The sequence below is a fragment of the Mesorhizobium sp. M1B.F.Ca.ET.045.04.1.1 genome (assembly GCF_003952465.1).
Classification (GTDB): Bacteria; Pseudomonadota; Alphaproteobacteria; order Rhizobiales; family Rhizobiaceae; genus Mesorhizobium; species Mesorhizobium shonense.
In genome coordinates, this window is record NZ_CP034448.1 from 6,092,995 (window position 1) to 6,109,526 (window position 16,532).

The 16,532-nt window shown below is 65.9% G+C and carries 15 protein-coding genes; 12 read left to right on the top strand and 3 right to left on the bottom strand.

What is annotated here, in order from left to right; all coding sequences use genetic code 11:
• The first annotated feature begins 49 nt into the window (after positions 1 to 49).
• The 6 genes from radA (at position 50) to EJ071_RS30440 (ending at position 5,915) form a co-directional block, all read left to right on the top strand.
• Positions 50 to 1,468, top strand: coding sequence for a DNA repair protein RadA (gene radA, locus EJ071_RS30410; RefSeq protein ID WP_126101149.1), 1,419 nt, complete (start codon positions 50 to 52; stop codon positions 1,466 to 1,468).
• Positions 1,469 to 1,495: 27 nt separating this feature from the next.
• Entirely contained in the window at positions 1,496 to 2,185 is a 690-nt protein-coding gene (locus EJ071_RS30415; RefSeq protein ID WP_126101150.1) for a CvpA family protein, read from the top strand.
• A 107-nt stretch (positions 2,186 to 2,292) separates the two neighbouring features.
• Entirely contained in the window at positions 2,293 to 3,774 is a 1,482-nt protein-coding gene (purF, locus tag EJ071_RS30420) for an amidophosphoribosyltransferase (protein ID WP_126101151.1), read from the top strand.
• Between the two features lie 217 nt (positions 3,775 to 3,991).
• The gene (locus EJ071_RS30430) at positions 3,992 to 4,735 is read left to right on the top strand and encodes an SDR family NAD(P)-dependent oxidoreductase (protein WP_126101152.1); all 744 of its coding nucleotides are present in this window, start codon (positions 3,992 to 3,994) and stop codon (positions 4,733 to 4,735) included.
• Positions 4,736 to 4,811: 76 nt separating this feature from the next.
• Positions 4,812 to 5,453, top strand: a complete 642-nt coding sequence (locus EJ071_RS30435) for a hypothetical protein (RefSeq protein ID WP_126101153.1) — start codon at positions 4,812 to 4,814, stop codon at positions 5,451 to 5,453.
• Between the two features lie 237 nt (positions 5,454 to 5,690).
• Positions 5,691 to 5,915: a hypothetical protein gene (locus tag EJ071_RS30440; protein ID WP_126101154.1), complete on the top strand. Its 225-nt coding sequence runs from the start codon at positions 5,691 to 5,693 to the stop codon at positions 5,913 to 5,915.
• A 163-nt stretch (positions 5,916 to 6,078) separates the two neighbouring features.
• On the opposite strand, the gene EJ071_RS30445 is transcribed toward EJ071_RS30440, so the two are convergent.
• Positions 6,079 to 6,582, bottom strand: coding sequence for an OsmC family protein (locus EJ071_RS30445; protein ID WP_126101155.1), 504 nt, complete (start codon positions 6,580 to 6,582; stop codon positions 6,079 to 6,081).
• A gap of 166 nt (positions 6,583 to 6,748) precedes the next feature.
• Here EJ071_RS30445 and EJ071_RS30450 point away from each other — a divergent pair, with 166 nt between their 5' ends.
• The 4 genes from EJ071_RS30450 to EJ071_RS30465 all read left to right on the top strand — a co-directional run bounded on the left by EJ071_RS30450 (position 6,749) and on the right by EJ071_RS30465 (position 11,065).
• Complete coding sequence (locus tag EJ071_RS30450) at positions 6,749 to 7,246, top strand: VOC family protein (protein ID WP_126101156.1); 498 nt, start codon at positions 6,749 to 6,751, stop codon at positions 7,244 to 7,246.
• Between the two features lie 318 nt (positions 7,247 to 7,564).
• Positions 7,565 to 9,067 (top strand): peptidase S10, encoded by a 1,503-nt coding sequence (locus EJ071_RS30455; RefSeq protein ID WP_126101157.1) that lies wholly within the window; start codon positions 7,565 to 7,567, stop codon positions 9,065 to 9,067.
• 152 nt (positions 9,068 to 9,219) lie between these two features.
• Positions 9,220 to 10,107 (top strand): DMT family transporter, encoded by an 888-nt coding sequence (locus tag EJ071_RS30460; RefSeq protein ID WP_126101158.1) that lies wholly within the window; start codon positions 9,220 to 9,222, stop codon positions 10,105 to 10,107.
• 46 nt (positions 10,108 to 10,153) lie between these two features.
• The gene (locus tag EJ071_RS30465; protein WP_126101159.1) at positions 10,154 to 11,065 is read left to right on the top strand and encodes a DMT family transporter; all 912 of its coding nucleotides are present in this window, start codon (positions 10,154 to 10,156) and stop codon (positions 11,063 to 11,065) included.
• A 163-nt stretch (positions 11,066 to 11,228) separates the two neighbouring features.
• Here EJ071_RS30465 and EJ071_RS30470 read toward each other — a convergent pair whose 3' ends face one another.
• Positions 11,229 to 12,083 carry a LysR substrate-binding domain-containing protein gene (locus EJ071_RS30470; protein ID WP_126101160.1) on the bottom strand — a complete coding sequence of 285 codons (855 nt, stop codon included), beginning with the start codon at positions 12,081 to 12,083 and terminating at the stop codon, positions 11,229 to 11,231.
• Between the two features lie 113 nt (positions 12,084 to 12,196).
• Here EJ071_RS30470 and EJ071_RS30475 point away from each other — a divergent pair, with 113 nt between their 5' ends.
• Both EJ071_RS30475 and EJ071_RS30480 read left to right on the top strand, forming a co-directional pair.
• On the top strand, positions 12,197 to 12,604 hold the full coding sequence (locus EJ071_RS30475; RefSeq protein ID WP_126101161.1) for a 4-oxalocrotonate tautomerase family protein: 408 nt from the start codon (positions 12,197 to 12,199) through the stop codon (positions 12,602 to 12,604).
• 314 nt (positions 12,605 to 12,918) lie between these two features.
• Complete coding sequence (locus EJ071_RS30480; protein WP_126101162.1) at positions 12,919 to 15,141, top strand: AMP-binding protein; 2,223 nt, start codon at positions 12,919 to 12,921, stop codon at positions 15,139 to 15,141.
• Positions 15,142 to 15,298: 157 nt separating this feature from the next.
• Here the strand turns inward: EJ071_RS30480 and EJ071_RS30485 are convergent, their stop codons facing one another.
• Positions 15,299 to 16,453, bottom strand: a complete 1,155-nt coding sequence (locus tag EJ071_RS30485; protein ID WP_245460035.1) for an integrase core domain-containing protein — start codon at positions 16,451 to 16,453, stop codon at positions 15,299 to 15,301.
• Positions 16,454 to 16,532 lie beyond the last annotated feature (79 nt).

Here is a 16,532-nt window from a genome sequence, read left to right on the forward strand (position 1 = left end):
AGGGGGGTGCTGTCCCGCCGACCTATCCAATTGTCGCAGGCCGCGCCTAATGGCCAAATCGCGCGTCCAGTTCATCTGCCAGAATTGCGGCTCGGTGCATCAGCGCTGGGCCGGCAAATGCGATGCCTGCGGCGAGTGGAACACGCTGGTCGAGGAAGGCACGGCCGGCGGCATCGGCTCGGGGCCGGCCAACACCCGCAATGCCCGCAAGGGCCGCGCGGTGGTGTTGACCAGCCTGTCCGGCGATATCGAGGATGCGCCGCGCATCGTGTCGGGCATCGGCGAGCTCGACCGCGCCACCGGCGGCGGCTTCGTGCGCGGCTCGGCGCTTCTGGTCGGCGGCGATCCGGGCATCGGCAAGTCGACGCTGCTGACGCAAGCAGCGGCAGCACTCGCTTCGAAAGGCCACCGCATCGTCTATGTCTCGGGCGAGGAAGCGGTCGCGCAGATCAGGCTGAGAGCCCAGCGTCTTGGCGTCGCCTCGACGCCGGTCGAGCTCGCGGCGGAGACCAATGTCGAGGACATCCTCGCGACGATAGCCGACGGCAAGCGGCCGGACCTCGTGATCCTCGATTCCATCCAGACGCTGTGGACCGACCTTGCCGATTCGGCGCCTGGCACCGTCACCCAGGTGCGCGCCGCCGCCCAGGCGATGATCCGCTACGCGAAATCCACGGGTGCTGCGATCGTGCTCGTCGGCCACGTCACCAAGGAAGGCCAGATCGCCGGCCCGCGCGTCGTCGAGCACATGGTCGACGGCGTGCTCTATTTCGAGGGCGAGGGCAACCATCACTTCCGCATCCTGCGCACGGTGAAGAACCGTTTCGGGCCGACCGACGAGATCGGCGTCTTCGAGATGTCGGACAAGGGCCTGCGCGAGGTCGCCAATCCGTCCGAGCTGTTCCTCGGCGAGCGGCATGCGAAATCGCCGGGCGCCGCGGTTTTCGCGGGCATGGAAGGGACGAGGCCGGTGTTGGTCGAGATCCAGGCGCTTGTGGCGCCCTCCTCGCTCGGCACGCCGCGCCGCGCCGTCGTCGGCTGGGACGGCGCCCGGCTCTCGATGGTGCTGGCGGTGCTGGAAGCGCATTGCGGTGTCCGTTTCGGCCAGCACGATGTCTATCTCAACGTCGCCGGCGGCTATCGCATCTCGGAGCCGGCGGCCGACCTCGCGGTCGCCGCGGCGCTGGTTTCGTCGCTCACCGGTCTTGCCCTTCCCGCCGATTGCGTCTATTTCGGCGAAATCAGCCTTTCGGGCGCTGTGAGGCCGGTTGCGCATGCGCAGCAGCGCCTCAAGGAGGCCGAAAAGCTGGGTTTCGGAAGCGCGGTGCTGCCGCTCGGCAGCGAGGAAGTCGTTGGCGGTAATGGGGCCGGGGGAATCGCGGCCGGCGCTTTCCAGCCCACCGAGCTTTCCGACCTCGTGGCGCGCATAGCCGGCTCGCGGCGCAGCCGCGCCGACGAGGGGGAGTGATACGGCTCATGATGTGGGGCGAAAGACATGCCGATTACGCTGCTTGACGGAATTCTCGTCGGCTTCACCCTGGTCTCCGCAATGCTTGCCATGGTGCGCGGCTTTTCCCGCGAGGTGCTGTCGGTGGTGTCCTGGGCAGCGGCGGCGGCGGCGGCGTTCTTCTTCTACAAGCCGGTCCTGCCCTACGTTCAGCCCTATGTCGACAACGACAAGATCGCCATGGCCGCGGCGGCCGGGATCGTCTTCGTCATCGCGCTGATCGTCGTTTCGGTGATCACCATGAAGATCGCCGACTGGATCATCGATTCGCGCATCGGCGCGCTCGACCGCACGCTTGGCTTCCTCTACGGCGCCGCGCGCGGCGTCCTGGTCGTCGCGGTGGCGCTTTTGTTCTTCAACTGGCTGGCCGGCGCCAAGGCGCCCGCCTGGATCGCCAACGCCAAATCGCGACCGCTGCTCGAGACGATCGGCGCCAAGCTCGAAAGCGTGCTGCCCGAGAACACGGAAGAGCTGGTCAACAAATATACGCATAAGGGCACGGCCACGACCGAGGCGCCGGCGACCACCGACCAGCCCGCGGCCGAACCGCCGGCCGCCGGCGAGGACAACGCACCGGCACCCGACGACAGCGAAGGCGAGGCTCCGGCCGACAACGAGCCGACCCCTGCCCCCGCTCCGGCACCCGCACCCGCTCCTGCTCCAGCGCCGGCAAACTGAGTCCAGGCCAGCGCTGGCCTGAGGCATTTTGTGAATGCTGGACGGCGTGCGTTGCTTTCGACGAGCGATCGCCTTATATGGCGATTTTAGCGGAGCTTGAGCCCCACATGGCAGTTTCGAAGGCAGACGCAGACGACGTGCTTTCCGCCGAGGCCGACGATCATTTCCACGACGAGTGCGGCGTGTTCGGTATTTTCGGCCGGCAGGACGCCGCGGCCATCGTCACGCTCGGCCTTCACGCCTTGCAGCATCGCGGCCAGGAAGCCGCCGGCATCGTCTCCTATGACGGCACGCAGTTCCACGTCGAGCGCCATGTCGGCCTGATCGGCGACACCTTCACCAAGCAGAACGTCATCGACCGCCTGCAGGGCAATCGCGCCATTGGCCACACGCGATACGCCACGACCGGCGGCGCCGGCCTTCGCAATGTCCAGCCCTTCTTCGCCGAGCTTGCCGAGGGCGGCCTGGCGGTCGCCCATAACGGCAATCTCACCAATGCGCTCACCGTGCAGCGCGTGCTGCAGAAGCAGGGCTCGATCTTCTCCTCCACCTCCGACACCGAGACGCTGCTGCATCTGGTCGCGACCAGCAAGGAACGCGATCTCAACTCGCGCTTCATCGACGCGATACGCCAGGTCGAGGGCGCCTTCTCGCTGGTTGCGTTGACGGCCAAGAAGATGATCGGCTGCCGCGATCCGCTCGGCATCCGTCCGCTGGTGCTCGGCGACCTCGACGGCGCCTGGATCCTCGCTTCCGAGACCTGCGCCCTCGACATCATCGGCGCCCGTTTCGTGCGCGACATCAAGCCCGGCGAGATGGTGGTCGTCACCTCCAAAGGCATCGAGAGCCTGTTCCCGTTCGAGCCGCAGAAGACCCGCTTCTGCATTTTCGAATATGTTTATTTCGCCCGGCCGGATTCCTCGGTCGAGGGCCGCAACGTCTATGAGGTGCGCAAGCGCATCGGCGCGGAGCTGGCGCAGGAAAATCCGGTCGAGGCCGACATCGTCGTGCCGGTGCCGGATTCGGGCACGCCGGCCGCGATCGGCTTTTCCCAGGCCGCGGGCATTCCCTTCGAGCTCGGCATCATCCGCAACCACTATGTCGGCCGCACCTTCATCCAACCGGGCGATTCCATCCGCCACATGGGCGTCAAGCTCAAGCACAACGCCAACCGCCGCATGATCGAAGGCAAGCGCGTGGTGCTGGTCGACGATTCCATCGTGCGCGGCACCACCAGCCAGAAGATCGTGCAGATGGTGCGCGACGCCGGCGCCAAGGAAGTGCATATGCGCATCGCCTCGCCGCCGACCAGCGCTTCCTGCTTCTACGGCGTCGACACGCCGGAGAAGTCGAAACTGCTCGCATCGCGCATGTCGGTCGAGGAGATGGCCGAGTTCATCCGCGTCGATTCGCTCGGCTTCCTGTCGATCGATGGGCTTTACCGCGCCGTCGGCGAGGCGCGCCGGGACAGCGACCAGCCGCAGTTCTGCGACGCCTGCTTCACTGGACAGTACCCCACCCGCCTGCTCGACTTCGAAGGCCACGACAATGTGCGCACGCTGTCGCTGCTGGCGTCGAGTGGGTCGTAGGCTGTCAGACCACCATTGTATTCGCCAAGTTACCCCCCTCTGTCCTGCCGGACATCTCCCCCTCAAGGGGGAGATCGGCTGAACGTGTGGCTTTCGCCAATCGCCAAGGCTGCAGAGCAAGCGCCAGCTTTGGTGAAATCCAATCTCCCCCCTTGAGGGGGAGATGCCCGGCAGGGCAGAGGGGGGTGTCTCGCGCCTATCCTATGGAAGCTTTCGCATGACCCTCGACCTCTCCGGCCGCGTGGCGGTCGTTACCGGCGCCTCGCGCGGCATCGGCTATTTCATCGCCAGGGAACTGGCCGCCGCCGGCGCGCATGTGGTTGCCGTTGCCCGCACCGTGGGCGGGCTGGAAGAGCTCGACGACCAGATCAAGGCCGATGGCCGCGGACAGGCGACGCTGGTGCCCCTCGACCTCACCGACATGGCCGGCATCGACCGGCTGGGCGGCGCGATCCACGAACGTTGGGGCAAGCTCGACATATTGGTGGCAAATGCCGGCATCCTCGGCGTGATCTCGCCGATCGGCCATGTCGAGGCAAAAACCTTCGAGAAGGTGATGACCATAAACGTCACCGCGACCTGGCGGCTGATCCGCTCGGTCGATCCGCTGCTGAGGCTCTCCGATGCCGGCCGTGCGATCATCATGTCCTCGAACGCTGCGCATTCGGCGCGCGCCTTCTGGGCGCCTTACGCAGCGTCCAAGGCGGCCGTCGAGACGATGATGCGCTCCTGGGCGCATGAGACCGAGAGCCTGCCGCTCAGGGTCAATGCCGCCGATCCGGGCGCCACCCGGACCGCGATGCGCGGGCAGGCCATGCCCGGCGAGGATCCCGAAACGCTGCCGCATCCCTCCGAGATCGCCAGGCGCATCGCGCCGCTGGCGAGCCCGACGCTGAAGGAAACCGGGCTGATCTTCCAGGCCAAGCACAACCGCTTCGTCGCCTACCGGCAGCCGGAATAAACCCGCCTCAGGACGGATTAAACAGGCCTCCGGCAACGTTCTTCGAATGTAGAACATTCGAAACCGGAGGACCGACATGCGCAGACTTCTTCTCGTTGCCGCCACCGCCACTGCCGTCGCACTCGCCGCCATGGCAGGCGCGGCGCTGTCGCAAGACGCCAAGATGAGTTTCTTCGTCACCAGCGTCGGCTCCGGCAAGGGCGCCGAACTCGGCGGCCTGAAGGGGGCTGACGCGCATTGCGCTTCGCTCGCGGAAGCGGCCGGCGTCACCGGCAAGACCTGGCACGCTTATCTCTCCTCCAGCGCTGAGGATGCGCGCGACCGCATCGGCAAGGGCCCTTGGTTCAACGCCAAGGGCGAGAAGATCGCCGACGATGTCGCCTCGCTGCATGGCGACGCCAACGGCATCACCAAGCAGACGGCGCTGACCGAAAAAGGCGAAATGGTCAACGGCCGCGGCGACAAGCCCAACCGGCATGACATGCTGACCGGCTCGAAACCCGACGGCACGAAGATCGCCGACCAGACCTGCGGCGACTGGACGATGAGCGGCGCGGAAGGGGTGGCGATGATGGGCCATCACGACCGCACAGGGCTGGACGATTCGGCAGCGGCGAAATCGTGGAATTCCTCTCATGCCTCGCGCGGCGGCTGCAGCCAGGAGGCGCTGAAGGGCACCGGCGGCGACGGCCTGTTCTACTGCTTCGCGGTCGAGTGAGCGCGCTAGATCGGTTCGTCGTTTCACCGAAACGACAAACCGATCTATCTTCATGTTTTGACGCAATTCCTGACCGGAAAATCGTCTCAAACTTTTTCTGGAGTTGCTTTAGGTGAAGGCCCCATTCACGGGTCTGTGAACGGTGCAGCGGAAGCGTGTTCCGCCGCCCTGCTTTCGCCATCTGAGGGGAGTTGCTAGGATCGATCCGACTCCCACATCCAGCAAAGAGGAATTTCCATGGCTGCCACTCCCAGCGTAGCGTTGGTCTGGTATCTGGTGATCGCCGGCCCGCAAGGCGGCATGGTGGTGCTGCCCAGCACCTTCGACACCCGCGAACAGTGCACCAACGCCATCACCGAATATCAGAAGCAGCCGACACCGCAGGGTTGGGCCGTGCAATGCGTGCCGAGCGCTTCGCCGTTCTCCGACGAGGGGGATGCGGAGGAGCCTTCGGCGCAGTAAAGCAGCTAATCTCCCCCCTCGAGGGGGAGATGGCCGCGAAGCGGCCAGAGGGGGTCGCCGCGCGTGAAGCGCCAACCCCTTCCGACGACAGACGACGCTGGCGATCTACGTGAGACGACCCCCTCTGTCGCCTTCGGCGACATCTCCCCCTCGAGGGGGGAGACTAGCTCGCGCTCACCGTCAACGCCGGCTTGTTGTTGATCGTCTGGAACACCACGCAATAGCGCTCGGTGAGTTTTAGCAGCGAATCGATGCGCTCCTGCGGCTCGTCCGTGTCGAGATTGAACTTCAAGCGGATCTCCCGAAAACCTACCCGTGCATCACGGGCGACGCCGAGCGTGCCGCGAAAATCGAGGTCGCCTTCGGCCTCGACTGCAGCATTGCCGAGCTTGAACTCCAGCGCCGTCGCCACCGCCTTCAGCGTCACGCCGGCGCAGGCGACCAGCGCTTCGAGCAGCATGTCGCCCGAGCAGAGCTCAAGCCCCGAGCCGCCGGTGGCCGGATGGAGCCCCGCCACGGCAAGCGCCCTGCCCGTCTCGACCTTGCAGGCAATCGACTGGTCGTCGAGCGTTCCGCGCGCCCTGAGCGTGATCAGTGCCCGCGCGGCATCGTCGCGATAGGCCTCCTTCAGCGGCGCCTGCATGGCCTTGAGCGCGGTTGCATCCATTTTTCTTATTCCCGGTTCGATGGCTTTCCAAAGCTGATAACACTCTCTTCCGCCGGCGCGAAGCAACGCTATGCCAGCCGGTGGCGCCATGCGCAAAGAATTCGCTGTCGGATGGGGCGAAACCCGAACGTCCTTCGGTCGTTGTCAGACAGGAAGGAGATCCAGCATGGCCAAGGTGACCTCGCATCTGTGGTTCGAAAAGGACGCGCGGCAGGCGGCGGAATTCTACGTCGCCACCATTCCCAACTCGGCGATCGGCCGTATGACGGACGTGGCGGCGGACAATCCGAGCGGCCCCGCCGGCAGCGTCAAGATCATCGAGTTCGTGCTCGACGACCAGAATTTCATCGCGCTCGAAGCCGGTCCGCTCGACCCATTCAACCATTCCTTCTCGATCCTGGTCGAACTGGAGAGCCAGGCCGAGATCGACCGCATCTGGAACGCCTTTCTCGACAATGGCGGCAAGCCCGAGCAATGCGGCTGGCTGAAGGACCGCTGGGGCCTGTCGTGGCAGATCGTGCCAAAAATCCTCGGCGACATGGCCGCGCATCCCGACCGCGAGCGCGCCAAGCGCGCAACGGAGGCGATGCTTGGGATGGTGAAGATCGATGTGGCGGCGCTGGAGAGGGCGTTTGGGGAGCCCGACTTCGCTGCCGAACGGTAGCTTCTTCGAATAGTTGGAAGGCGGCGGGACCAACGTTGGAAGGGAGAGCCGGCGGCGAAACCGCCAATCTCCCCCTTGCGGGGGAGATGTCCGGCAGGACAGAGGGGGGTGTGAAGGATCGCCAACGCAGGCGACGTTTCGTACGCTCGGCTTTCCTCCACAGTTTCGGCTGTGAGCAATTGACAGGCCGGCGGGACAGCACCCCCCTCTGCCCTGCCGGGCATCTCCCCCGCAAGGGGGATCGGCAGCTTCAGAGTATCCCTTTGACTTCGGCCGCCCGGGCCATACCTTTGCGGAGGTCGTTCCTGCGGAGGCCTCATGCGGTCCAAGCTGAAACTCATCCCCCTCATCCTCGTAACCCTTGCCGCCTTCGCGCAGCCAGCCCTCGCCGAAACTCCCGAACGGCCGGCACCGGCCGGCGGCGTGCTGTCGCTTCTGCCGCAGCCGCAGGTGACCGAGCATTCGGTCACGCTCGGCGGGCGCAAGCTCGATTACCAGGCCAAGGCCGGCACGCTGTCGCTCTTATCCGGCAAGGGCGAGGTCACGGCGGAAATCTTCTACGTCGCCTACACACAGCAGTCGCCCGCCCCGGCGAAGGAGCGGCCCATCACCTTCGTCTTCAACGGCGGGCCGGGCGCGGCATCGGCCTACCTGCATCTCGGCGCGCTCGGCCCGCGCATCGTCGCGACCGCGGCCGATGGCGAATTCCTGCCGCCGCCGCAAAAGCTGATCGACAATCCCGACAGCTGGCTCGACATGACCGATCTCGTCTTCGTCGATCCGGTCGGCACCGGCTACAGCCGCGAGGCGCCGGGCCAGGACACGAAGGCGTTCTGGGGCGTCGACCAGGACGCCAGCGCGGTCGGCGCCTTCATCCGGCTCTATCTGGCGCAGAACGGCCGCACCGCTTCGCCGCTCTTCCTCGCCGGCGAAAGCTATGGCGGCTTCCGCGCCGCGCTGCTTGCCAGGACGCTGCAAGAGGACGTCGGCTTGAGCCCCAGCGGCATCGTGCTGATTTCGCCGGCGCTGGAGTTCATGCTGGTGCGGCCGGACCAGTTCGACCAGTTGCACTGGGCGCTGGAACTGCCCTCTTTGGCCGCGGCTCGGCTGAAGGCCGACGGCGTCGACGGCGAGGCGCTGCGCGACAGGCTGGCCGATGTCGAGCGCTACGCGCTTGGCGATTATCTGACGGCGCTCAACAGCGGGCTGGAGCAGGGCGGCAAGCTCGCCAGCGGGCGCGTGGCGGAGATCACCGGCCTGCCGCTCGACCTCGTCGAGCGCAATTTCGCCCGTGTCCCGACCGGCCTGTTCGCCCGCGAGTTCCAGCGCGCCAAGGGTAAAGTGCTTAGCCCCTATGATGCCATGGTCAGTACTGCCGATGTTGCGCCTGAAAGCGCGCGCATCGAGGGGCCCGACCCGGTGCTCGACCGCAGCGTGCCGGTGCTGACCTCGGCCTTCGTCGCCTATGCGCGCGACGAGCTGAACTATCGCACCGATGTCAGCTACCGGCTGCTCAATGGCGAGATCAGCCACAACTGGGACTACGGCACCTCGGGACAAGGCTATGCCGGAGTGATGGACGACCTGCAGCGCGCGCGCTCGCTCAACCCGTCGCTCGGCGTCGTCATCGTCAATGGCTACACCGACCTCGTCACGCCCTATCTCGCCACGCGCTATCTGGTGAACCAGATCCCCTCGCTCGCCGGCGCCAAGCCGATCCGCCTCGACGTCGTCGAGGGGGGCCACATGATGTATCTGAGGCCGGACGGAAGGCGTGCACTGAAAGAGGCCGCGTCGGAACTCTACCAGGCGACGCAGTGAGCGCCTGACCCCGCCTTGCCAGTTCGCCCCCCGAGCCCTGCCCCAACGCAAGCGCCGCGCTGGAACAGCGTCGCGAACGCTTTCGCCCGTATAGCTGGCGGCAGCGGATCCGATGGGGCGGGACCGCCCTTACGCGAACCCAGCCGGACCGCATGGCCGACGTCGTCATCCTCGAAAGCCGCGAAAGGGTGCTGGCCGGCATCCTGTTCACCGCCGCCGCTTATTTCCTGTTTTCGGCGCAGGATGCCTCGATAAAGCTGCTCGTCGTCGGCATGAGCGTGTGGCAGATCATGTTCTTCCGCTCGATCACCGTGCTCGTCGCCTGCGGCGCGATCGGCGGACGGAAGCTGTTCGCCGACACCGCCAGTTCGCCGATCGTCAAGCCGATGCTGGTGCGCAGCGCCTTCACGCTCGCCGCCTGGCTCTGCTACTACAATGCCGCGCGCTCGCTGCAGCTCGCCGAACTTACCACCATCTATTACGCCGCGCCGATCATCGTCACCGTGCTCTCCGTGCTGATCCTGGGCGAGACCGTGCCGCTTTTGCGCTGGGTAGCGGTGTTCATCGGCTTCGCCGGCGTCTTCATCGCCTGCGATCCGACGCGTCTGGGTCTCTCGCTGCCGGTGCTTCTGGTGCTGGCGGCGGCCGTGTTGTGGGGCATTGCGGTGGTGCTGTTGCGCAAGACGGCGATGCAGGAACGCACCATGATCCAGCTGGTGCTCAACAATTTCTACTTCCTGCTGTTCTCGGCAGTACCGGCGCTGATCTGGTGGCAGATCCCCGACGGGCTGCAGCTCATGCTTCTCGCCAGCGTCGGCGCGCTCGGCGGCGTCGCGCAGTTCATGCTGTTCGAGGGCATGAAACGAGCGCCGGTATCGATCGTGGCGCCGTTCGAGTACACCTCGCTGGTCTGGGCCTTCGCGCTGGGTTTCGCCATTTGGGGCGACGTGCCGCGCGCGGAAGTGTTCATGGGGGCGGCTTTGATCATCGGCGCCGGCCTGCTGATCGTCGGCAACGAGCATTTCCGCAAACGGGTATAGGGCTCATGACAGAATGTTGTCAGCAGCAACGAAATAGTCTGGTGTCATGACCGATACGCTCGAGGTACCGGAGAAACTCGAGAATGTTGCAGCCGATCCTGCGGCCGAGCGGACGCTCGGCATCATCCTTGTGTCGGCTTCCGCCGTCGCCTTCGCGCTGACCGGCGTGCTGACCAAGTCGATTCATGCCGATCCGCTCACCATCACCTGCTGGCGCGGCTTCTTCGGCTCGATCCTGATCACCCTTTATGTGCTGTGGCGCCGCTCGGGCGGGCGCGAGAGTCTCAGGCTCGGCTGGCGCGGCTGGCTGCTGGCGGTCGAAGGTGCCGCGGCAAGCATCGCCTTCATCTCGGCCTTCAAGTTCACCTATGTCGCCAATGTCGCGGTCATCTACGCGACCTCGCCCTTCATCGCGGCGCTGCTTGCCTTCCTGCTGGTGCGGGAAAAGTTCCGGCTGCAGACGATGCTGGCGGCGGCCGTATCGCTTTGCGGCGTGGCCATCATGGTGGGCGGCGGCCTTGGCAGCGGCCACCTGTTCGGCGACGGGCTGGCGCTTTTGATGACCGCCGGCAGCGCCCTCTACATGATCATGGTACGCGCCTTCCGCGACTCGCCCGTCGTCTGGGCCGGCGCGGTGTCCGCCTTCCTGCTCTTCGTGCTCGGCTGGTTCGTCACCGATCCGCTGGCCGTCTCGACCCGCGACGTGGTGCTGCTGGCCACTTTCGGCTGCTCCTTCGCGCTGGCCTCGATCCTGTGGACCGAAGGCTCGCGGCTCATCCCTGCCGCCGAATCCGGCCTGCTTGGCTCGGCCGAAGTGCCGTTCGCCATACTGTTTGCCTTGCTGTTCCTCGGCGAGATCCCGCCGATCGCCAGCATCATCGGCGGGGCGATCGTGCTTTGCGCGGTTTTCGCGCATGCCGGACGCGACTGGATGAAGGCGAAATCGGCGCGTTCCTAAATTATTTTCACGGTCACGGAACCATCATCCGACTCAGGCATTGTTAGGTCGACGGGTCACCCCCCAAGTCCCCCCAAACCCCTCGACCCGTCCGACTAGAAGCCGACCTGCAAAAAGGTCGGCTTTTTCTTTGGGCGTCCCAAGGGAGAGTGCGTAGCGGCTTTCAGGACGGCAACGCCAGGCCGCTGCCGAGAAGCTCAGCCAGATCCCGCGCCGGCCGACCGGCCTCGCGACCGAGCCGGATGGCGAAGTCGGCTATCGGCAACGGCGGGAGGTCGAGATCGGGAGACGCCTCGACGATGCCGGAATGGGCGAAACGCCGGGTTCGCGGCGTCAGCGCGATGCCGGCATTGACCGCGGTGCGCAGGCCGGCAAGGCTGGCGCTGCCGGCGGCGAGGCGATAGCGGCGGCCGGCGGCATCGAGCGCATTGAGCGCAGCTTCCCTGAAGCCGCAATAAGGATCGAGCAGCGCCAGCGGCACCATTTCTTGCCGCGTCGCCAACCCTTTTTCCGAGCAGAGCCAGAGCATCGGCTCGCTGATCAGAGCCGCTTCATCCGGCGATGCGGCATGGCGCATGGTGATCGCGAGGTCCAGTTGGCCTGCCTGCAGCGCGGACCCGAGTTCCAGGGAGCGGCCGACGCGCAATTCGATCCGCACACGCGGATGGCTGCCGGCAAAGGCCCTGAGCAGGTCCGGCAGGCCATGATCGGCAAAATCCTGCGTGGTGCCGATGGCGATGCGGCCGCCGGCGCGCGCCCCTTTCAGGGCCAGCCAGGCCTCGGTGTGGACGGCAAGGATACGCCGCGCATGGCCGACGAGGTCCTCACCGGCCGGCGTCAGGCTGCGTCCCCTGCCCTGGGGGCTAAGCAGCGGCTCGCCGACGATCTCCTCCAACCGCTGCATCTGCGCGGTGACCGCCGAGGGCGAGCGGCCGATGGCCGACGCCGCCCTGGCCAGCGAGCCGCCGTCGACGAAGGCGAGGAAGGTCCTGAGCAGGTCGGGATCGAGCGTTTCCATACTTCGACATTATCGAACTGTTTGTCAAAAACAATTCGATTTTTCTGATGCATAGATGATGCCATGGTCCTTCCATCGACGGGCGCGAGGCCGCCCAAACGAAGGAGAGAAAAATGCCGATCATCAATGTCAGCGTCACCGGCAAGCCGGACGCAAAGCTTTCCGCCACGATCGCGAAGGACATCACTGAGATTACGGCGACGCATCTGCGCAAGGACCCGACCATCACCGCGGTCGCGGTCAGCTATATCGAGCCGCAGCACTGGTTCGCCGGCGGCAAGTCGCTGGCCGAGCACGGGACGAACACCTTCTGGCTCGACATCAAGGTGGTCGACGGCACCAACACCAAGCTCGAACTCGAAGCCTATCTCAAGGCGATCTTCGAAGCCTTCGGCCGCCTGCTCGGCGGCGTGCATGTGGAAAGCTATGCCCTGGTCCATGAGGTGCCGGCCGCAGCGTACGGCTTCGGCGGCAAGAGCCAAGAGTTCCGGTTCATCAGCGGAAGGTTGAAGGCGGCGTAGCACCGGCGCTCCCTTCTCCCCTTGTGGGCCCCCTTGTGGAGAAGGTGGCCGAGCGAAGCTCGGTCGGATGGGGGGTGTTGGACGGAGTGAGACGTCGCAGGTTTAAATACCTAAAAGCATTGAACTTTCCAGCGCCTCATTTCTTCCAACACCCCTCATCCGTCTCGGCGCTACGCGCCGATCCACCTTCTCCCCCAAGGGGAGAAGGAGAGCGCCTGCGCTCCCCACATTGACGCCGCCCCCACTTCCGCTACCCTCTGCCACCGAAGCGGTCGCCAAGAACCGCGCCCTGGAGGACGTTGGGAGAGAGCGGCATGATGCTGACACTGGCGCTGCTTGCGGGCCTTGTCTTTGCCTGGCTGCTGATCGCGGTGATCGAAACATTCCGGCTCGACCTGCGCTTCACCCAGGCGCTGCTCTATGTGCCGTTCAAGCTTGCCTACCGCGTTGCCGACAACCGCATCCGCATTGCCCGCAACGCACGGACGCCGGTCATCTATGTCGTCTCGCATCAGTCGCGCATCGAGCCGGCGCTGATGCTGTCGCTGCTCCCGGACGACACGCTGCACATCCTGGACGAGGCCTCCGCGCGCTCGCCCTGGCTGGAGCCGTGGCGCGAGCTTGGCCGCACCATTGCTTTCAACGCCGAGCATGTCTTCGTCAGCCGCCGTCTGGTGCGCGTGCTGAAAGGCAAGGGCCGGCTTGCCGTCTACCTGCCCGACACGGTCGAGCCCGACGTCAAGTCGTTCCGGCTGTTCCGCGCCATCACCCGCATCGCCATGCAGGCCGACGCGCGCATCGTGCCGATCTTCGTCGCCGGCGCGCGCGACCTGCCGGTGTCACTGACGCCGGCCGACAAGGCGCCGCGCCACTGGTTCCCGCGCCTGTCGCTCAGCGTGCTGGAGCCGATGACGATCGCCGAACTGGCGGCGCGCAATCCTGATCAGGCCTCCAACACCAACGCGCTGTTCGATCGCTTCGCCGAAGCGCGGCTCTATGGCAGCAATCTCGATCGCGGCCTGTTCCTGGCGATGCGCGATGCGGCGGACCGGGTCGGCGCCTCGCATCCGATCATCGAGGACGTGATCTCGGGCGCGCTCTCCTATCGCAAGATGTTCATCGGCGCACGCGTGCTCGGCCGCCGCTTCGAGGCGGTGACGGCGCCCGGCGAGGCGGTCGGGCTGCTTCTGCCCAACGCCAACGGCGTTGTCCTGTCCTTCGTCGGGCTGATTTCGGCGGCCAGGGTCGCTGCGATGATCAACTACACCGCCGGCCCGGCGAGCGTGACAGTGGCGATCCGCACCGCAGTGATCCGTACCGTGGTCTCGTCCCGCGCGTTCATCGAGAAGGCCGGCATCGACGACATCGTCGCCGCCGTCGAGGCGGGCGGGGCGAAGATGCTTTGGCTCGAGGACGTGCGCGAGAGCGTGACGACGTTGGACAAGGTCGCGGCGGCGCTGTTCTGGCGCTTGCCGCTGCAGCGGCAGCAGGCGGACAAGCCGGCGGTGATCCTGTTCACCTCGGGCTCGGAAGGCACGCCGAAGGCGGTGGTGCTGTCGCATCGCAACCTCTACGCCAACGCCATGCAGGCCGAGGCGCGCGTCACGATCTCGCCGGCCGACATCCTGCTCAATGTGCTGCCGGTGTTCCACTCCTTCGGGCTGACCGGCGGCACTATCCTGCCGCTGGTGACAGGCGTGAAACTGTTCCTCTACCCCTCGCCGCTGCACTACAAGATCATTCCGGAGATCGCCCGCAAGGTGAAGCCGACGGTCATGTTCGGCACCGACACTTTCCTTGCCAACTATGCCCGCACCGCCAAGGACGGCGACTTCTCCAGCCTGCGCTTCGTGGTGGCCGGCGCCGAGGCGGTGAAGCCGGAGACGCGCCGCGTCTACCGCGACCGCTTCCAGGCATCGATCATCGAAGGGTTCGGGCTGACCGAGGCGGCGCCCGTCGTTGCCGTCAACACCGCCATCCACAACCGCGACGGCACGGTCGGCCGGCTGCTGCCGGCGATCCGCATGAAGCTCGAGCCGGTCGAGGGCATCACCGATGCCGGCCGGCTGTGGCTCGACGGGCCGAACATGATGATGGGCTACATGACCGCCGACCGTCCGGGCGAATTGCAGCCGCTCGAAGGCTGGCACGACACTGGCGACATCGTCTCGGTCGACCGCGACGGCTTCATCACCATCCGCGGACGGGCAAAACGCTTCGCCAAGATCGCCGGCGAGATGGTGTCGCTGGGCGCGGTCGAGATGCTGGTCCAGTCGCTGTGGCCGGAAGAACGCCACGCTGCGGTTGCGGTGCCCGACAAGAGGCGCGGCGAGCGCATCGTGCTGGTGACCACCGCCGACGACGCCAATGCCGAGGAACTGCGCCAGTTCGGCAAGAAGGCGGGCGCGGCGGAGCTGATGGTGCCGAACGACATTATCAAGGTGGAAGAGATCCCCGTGCTGGGTTCCGGCAAGACGGATTACGTGTCGGCGCGGAAGCTGGCGATCGACAGATTGGGGCTGGATGCTGCGGCGTAATCTCCCCCCTCGAGGGGGAGATGGCCGCGAAGCGGCCAGAGGGGGTCGTCTCACGTAGAGTGCCGACGTCCTGTTGATCGCAAGGGGGCGCTGGCGCTTCACGCGCGGCGACCCCCTCTGTCGCCTTCGGCGTGCGCAACCGGTCAGATGGTTGACATTATGGACCGGGTACATGGTTGACAGTTTTGCTGTCGGCGTTGGTTGTTTTGGCGTTTGTCCGGCTCGGACGCGGTGGTCCAAAGCGGCGGAATCTTCCGGTCTTGCGGTCGATCAGGCCGAGATCAACGGTCATGAAGCGGACGCACTGGTCGCCGGTCTCGGTTTCGGCCAAGGCCACTGGCTCGCCGATGAAGGCCTCGCCGATGAAGATGCCCTGGCCACGCCACTTGATCTCGCCAGAGCGGCGCACCCGCCGCACGTCGATGCCGTCGCCCGCATAGGCCGGCTCCTCGATGCGGTGCGGATAGGCCCGCCGGGAAGGCTCGTAGTGGCTGGCCGGCGTCTGCTGACCGAGTGCCTCATGCGGGCGCTCCTCGTTGTAGCTGCGCCGGAAGGCGTCGAAGCGGCGCTGCTGATCGGCCGCCGTTGCGGCCGGCGGGCGCAGCGTGTCGGCCTTCAGCGTGCCATGCATGCGCTCGTGACGCCCGTTCTCCTGCGGCTTGGCAGGAGTGATGAACTCCAGTCCGATGCCCAGTTTCAGCCACTTCACCGACAAAGCGGTGAGGCCTCCCGCACCAACCGAGCCCCAGGGCGAGCCATTGTCGATGCGAAACCGGTCAGGCAGGCCGAACTCCTTCAGGATCCGGTCCATCTCAACCTTGACCGAAGCTCCGATCGGCGCGCAGATCCGGCAGCCGAGAAGATACCGGCTCATTGCATCGCTCACCGTCAGCGGGTCGCAACGGGTCCCGTCCTGCGTGCGGAACCAGCCCTTGAAGTCGATGCACCAGGTCTCGTTGGCCGCGCAAACCGGCGCGAACGGCCGCGTCAGCGGCAGGGCGCTGCGCCGTCGCCGACGCTTGCCCACTAGGCCGCGACGCTTCAGCATATCGCCGATCGTCGAGGCCGCCGGCCACGCGATCTGTGGCTGCGTGCGCTCCAGGAACGCCTTCAGCTTCCTCGGCCCCCAGGTCGGATGGTCGAGCCGGCAGTCAACCAACGCCTCACACACATCTGCCTTGACCGCGCCTGCCTGAACCAGCGGCGCCCGCGAGCGCGCCACGACACTGCCGAACCCTTCGGTCGCGTAGCGGCGCATCAGCTCATAGCCCGTCTCCCGGCTGATCCCGTACTGCGCGCACAACTCGCTCATGTTGCCCCATTCCCCAGACAAGCGATCCACGATGAACCGCCGCTTCACGTCCTCAATGCTCTGTCCAGTCCAAACCATC

What these genes read in the sequence shown, in the direction of transcription:
- EJ071_RS30465 (WP_126101159.1), top strand. Translation starts at nt 10,154, where the DNA reads ATGACCGATACGCTCGAGGTACCGGAGAAACTCGAGAATGTTGCAGCC.
- radA (WP_126101149.1), top strand. Translation starts at nt 50, where the DNA reads ATGGCCAAATCGCGCGTCCAGTTCATCTGCCAGAATTGCGGCTCGGTG.
- EJ071_RS30480 (WP_126101162.1), top strand. Translation starts at nt 12,919, where the DNA reads ATGATGCTGACACTGGCGCTGCTTGCGGGCCTTGTCTTTGCCTGGCTG.
- EJ071_RS30460 (WP_126101158.1), top strand. Translation starts at nt 9,220, where the DNA reads ATGGCCGACGTCGTCATCCTCGAAAGCCGCGAAAGGGTGCTGGCCGGC.
- EJ071_RS30450 (WP_126101156.1), top strand. Translation starts at nt 6,749, where the DNA reads ATGGCCAAGGTGACCTCGCATCTGTGGTTCGAAAAGGACGCGCGGCAG.
- EJ071_RS30435 (WP_126101153.1), top strand. Translation starts at nt 4,812, where the DNA reads ATGCGCAGACTTCTTCTCGTTGCCGCCACCGCCACTGCCGTCGCACTC.
- EJ071_RS30470 (WP_126101160.1), bottom strand. Translation starts at nt 12,083, where the DNA reads ATGGAAACGCTCGATCCCGACCTGCTCAGGACCTTCCTCGCCTTCGTC.
- EJ071_RS30440 (WP_126101154.1), top strand. Translation starts at nt 5,691, where the DNA reads ATGGCTGCCACTCCCAGCGTAGCGTTGGTCTGGTATCTGGTGATCGCC.
- purF (WP_126101151.1), top strand. Translation starts at nt 2,293, where the DNA reads ATGGCAGTTTCGAAGGCAGACGCAGACGACGTGCTTTCCGCCGAGGCC.
- EJ071_RS30485 (WP_245460035.1), bottom strand. Translation starts at nt 16,453, where the DNA reads ATGAGCGAGTTGTGCGCGCAGTACGGGATCAGCCGGGAGACGGGCTAT.
- EJ071_RS30430 (WP_126101152.1), top strand. Translation starts at nt 3,992, where the DNA reads ATGACCCTCGACCTCTCCGGCCGCGTGGCGGTCGTTACCGGCGCCTCG.
- EJ071_RS30455 (WP_126101157.1), top strand. Translation starts at nt 7,565, where the DNA reads ATGCGGTCCAAGCTGAAACTCATCCCCCTCATCCTCGTAACCCTTGCC.
- EJ071_RS30475 (WP_126101161.1), top strand. Translation starts at nt 12,197, where the DNA reads ATGCCGATCATCAATGTCAGCGTCACCGGCAAGCCGGACGCAAAGCTT.
- EJ071_RS30415 (WP_126101150.1), top strand. Translation starts at nt 1,496, where the DNA reads ATGCCGATTACGCTGCTTGACGGAATTCTCGTCGGCTTCACCCTGGTC.
- EJ071_RS30445 (WP_126101155.1), bottom strand. Translation starts at nt 6,582, where the DNA reads ATGGATGCAACCGCGCTCAAGGCCATGCAGGCGCCGCTGAAGGAGGCC.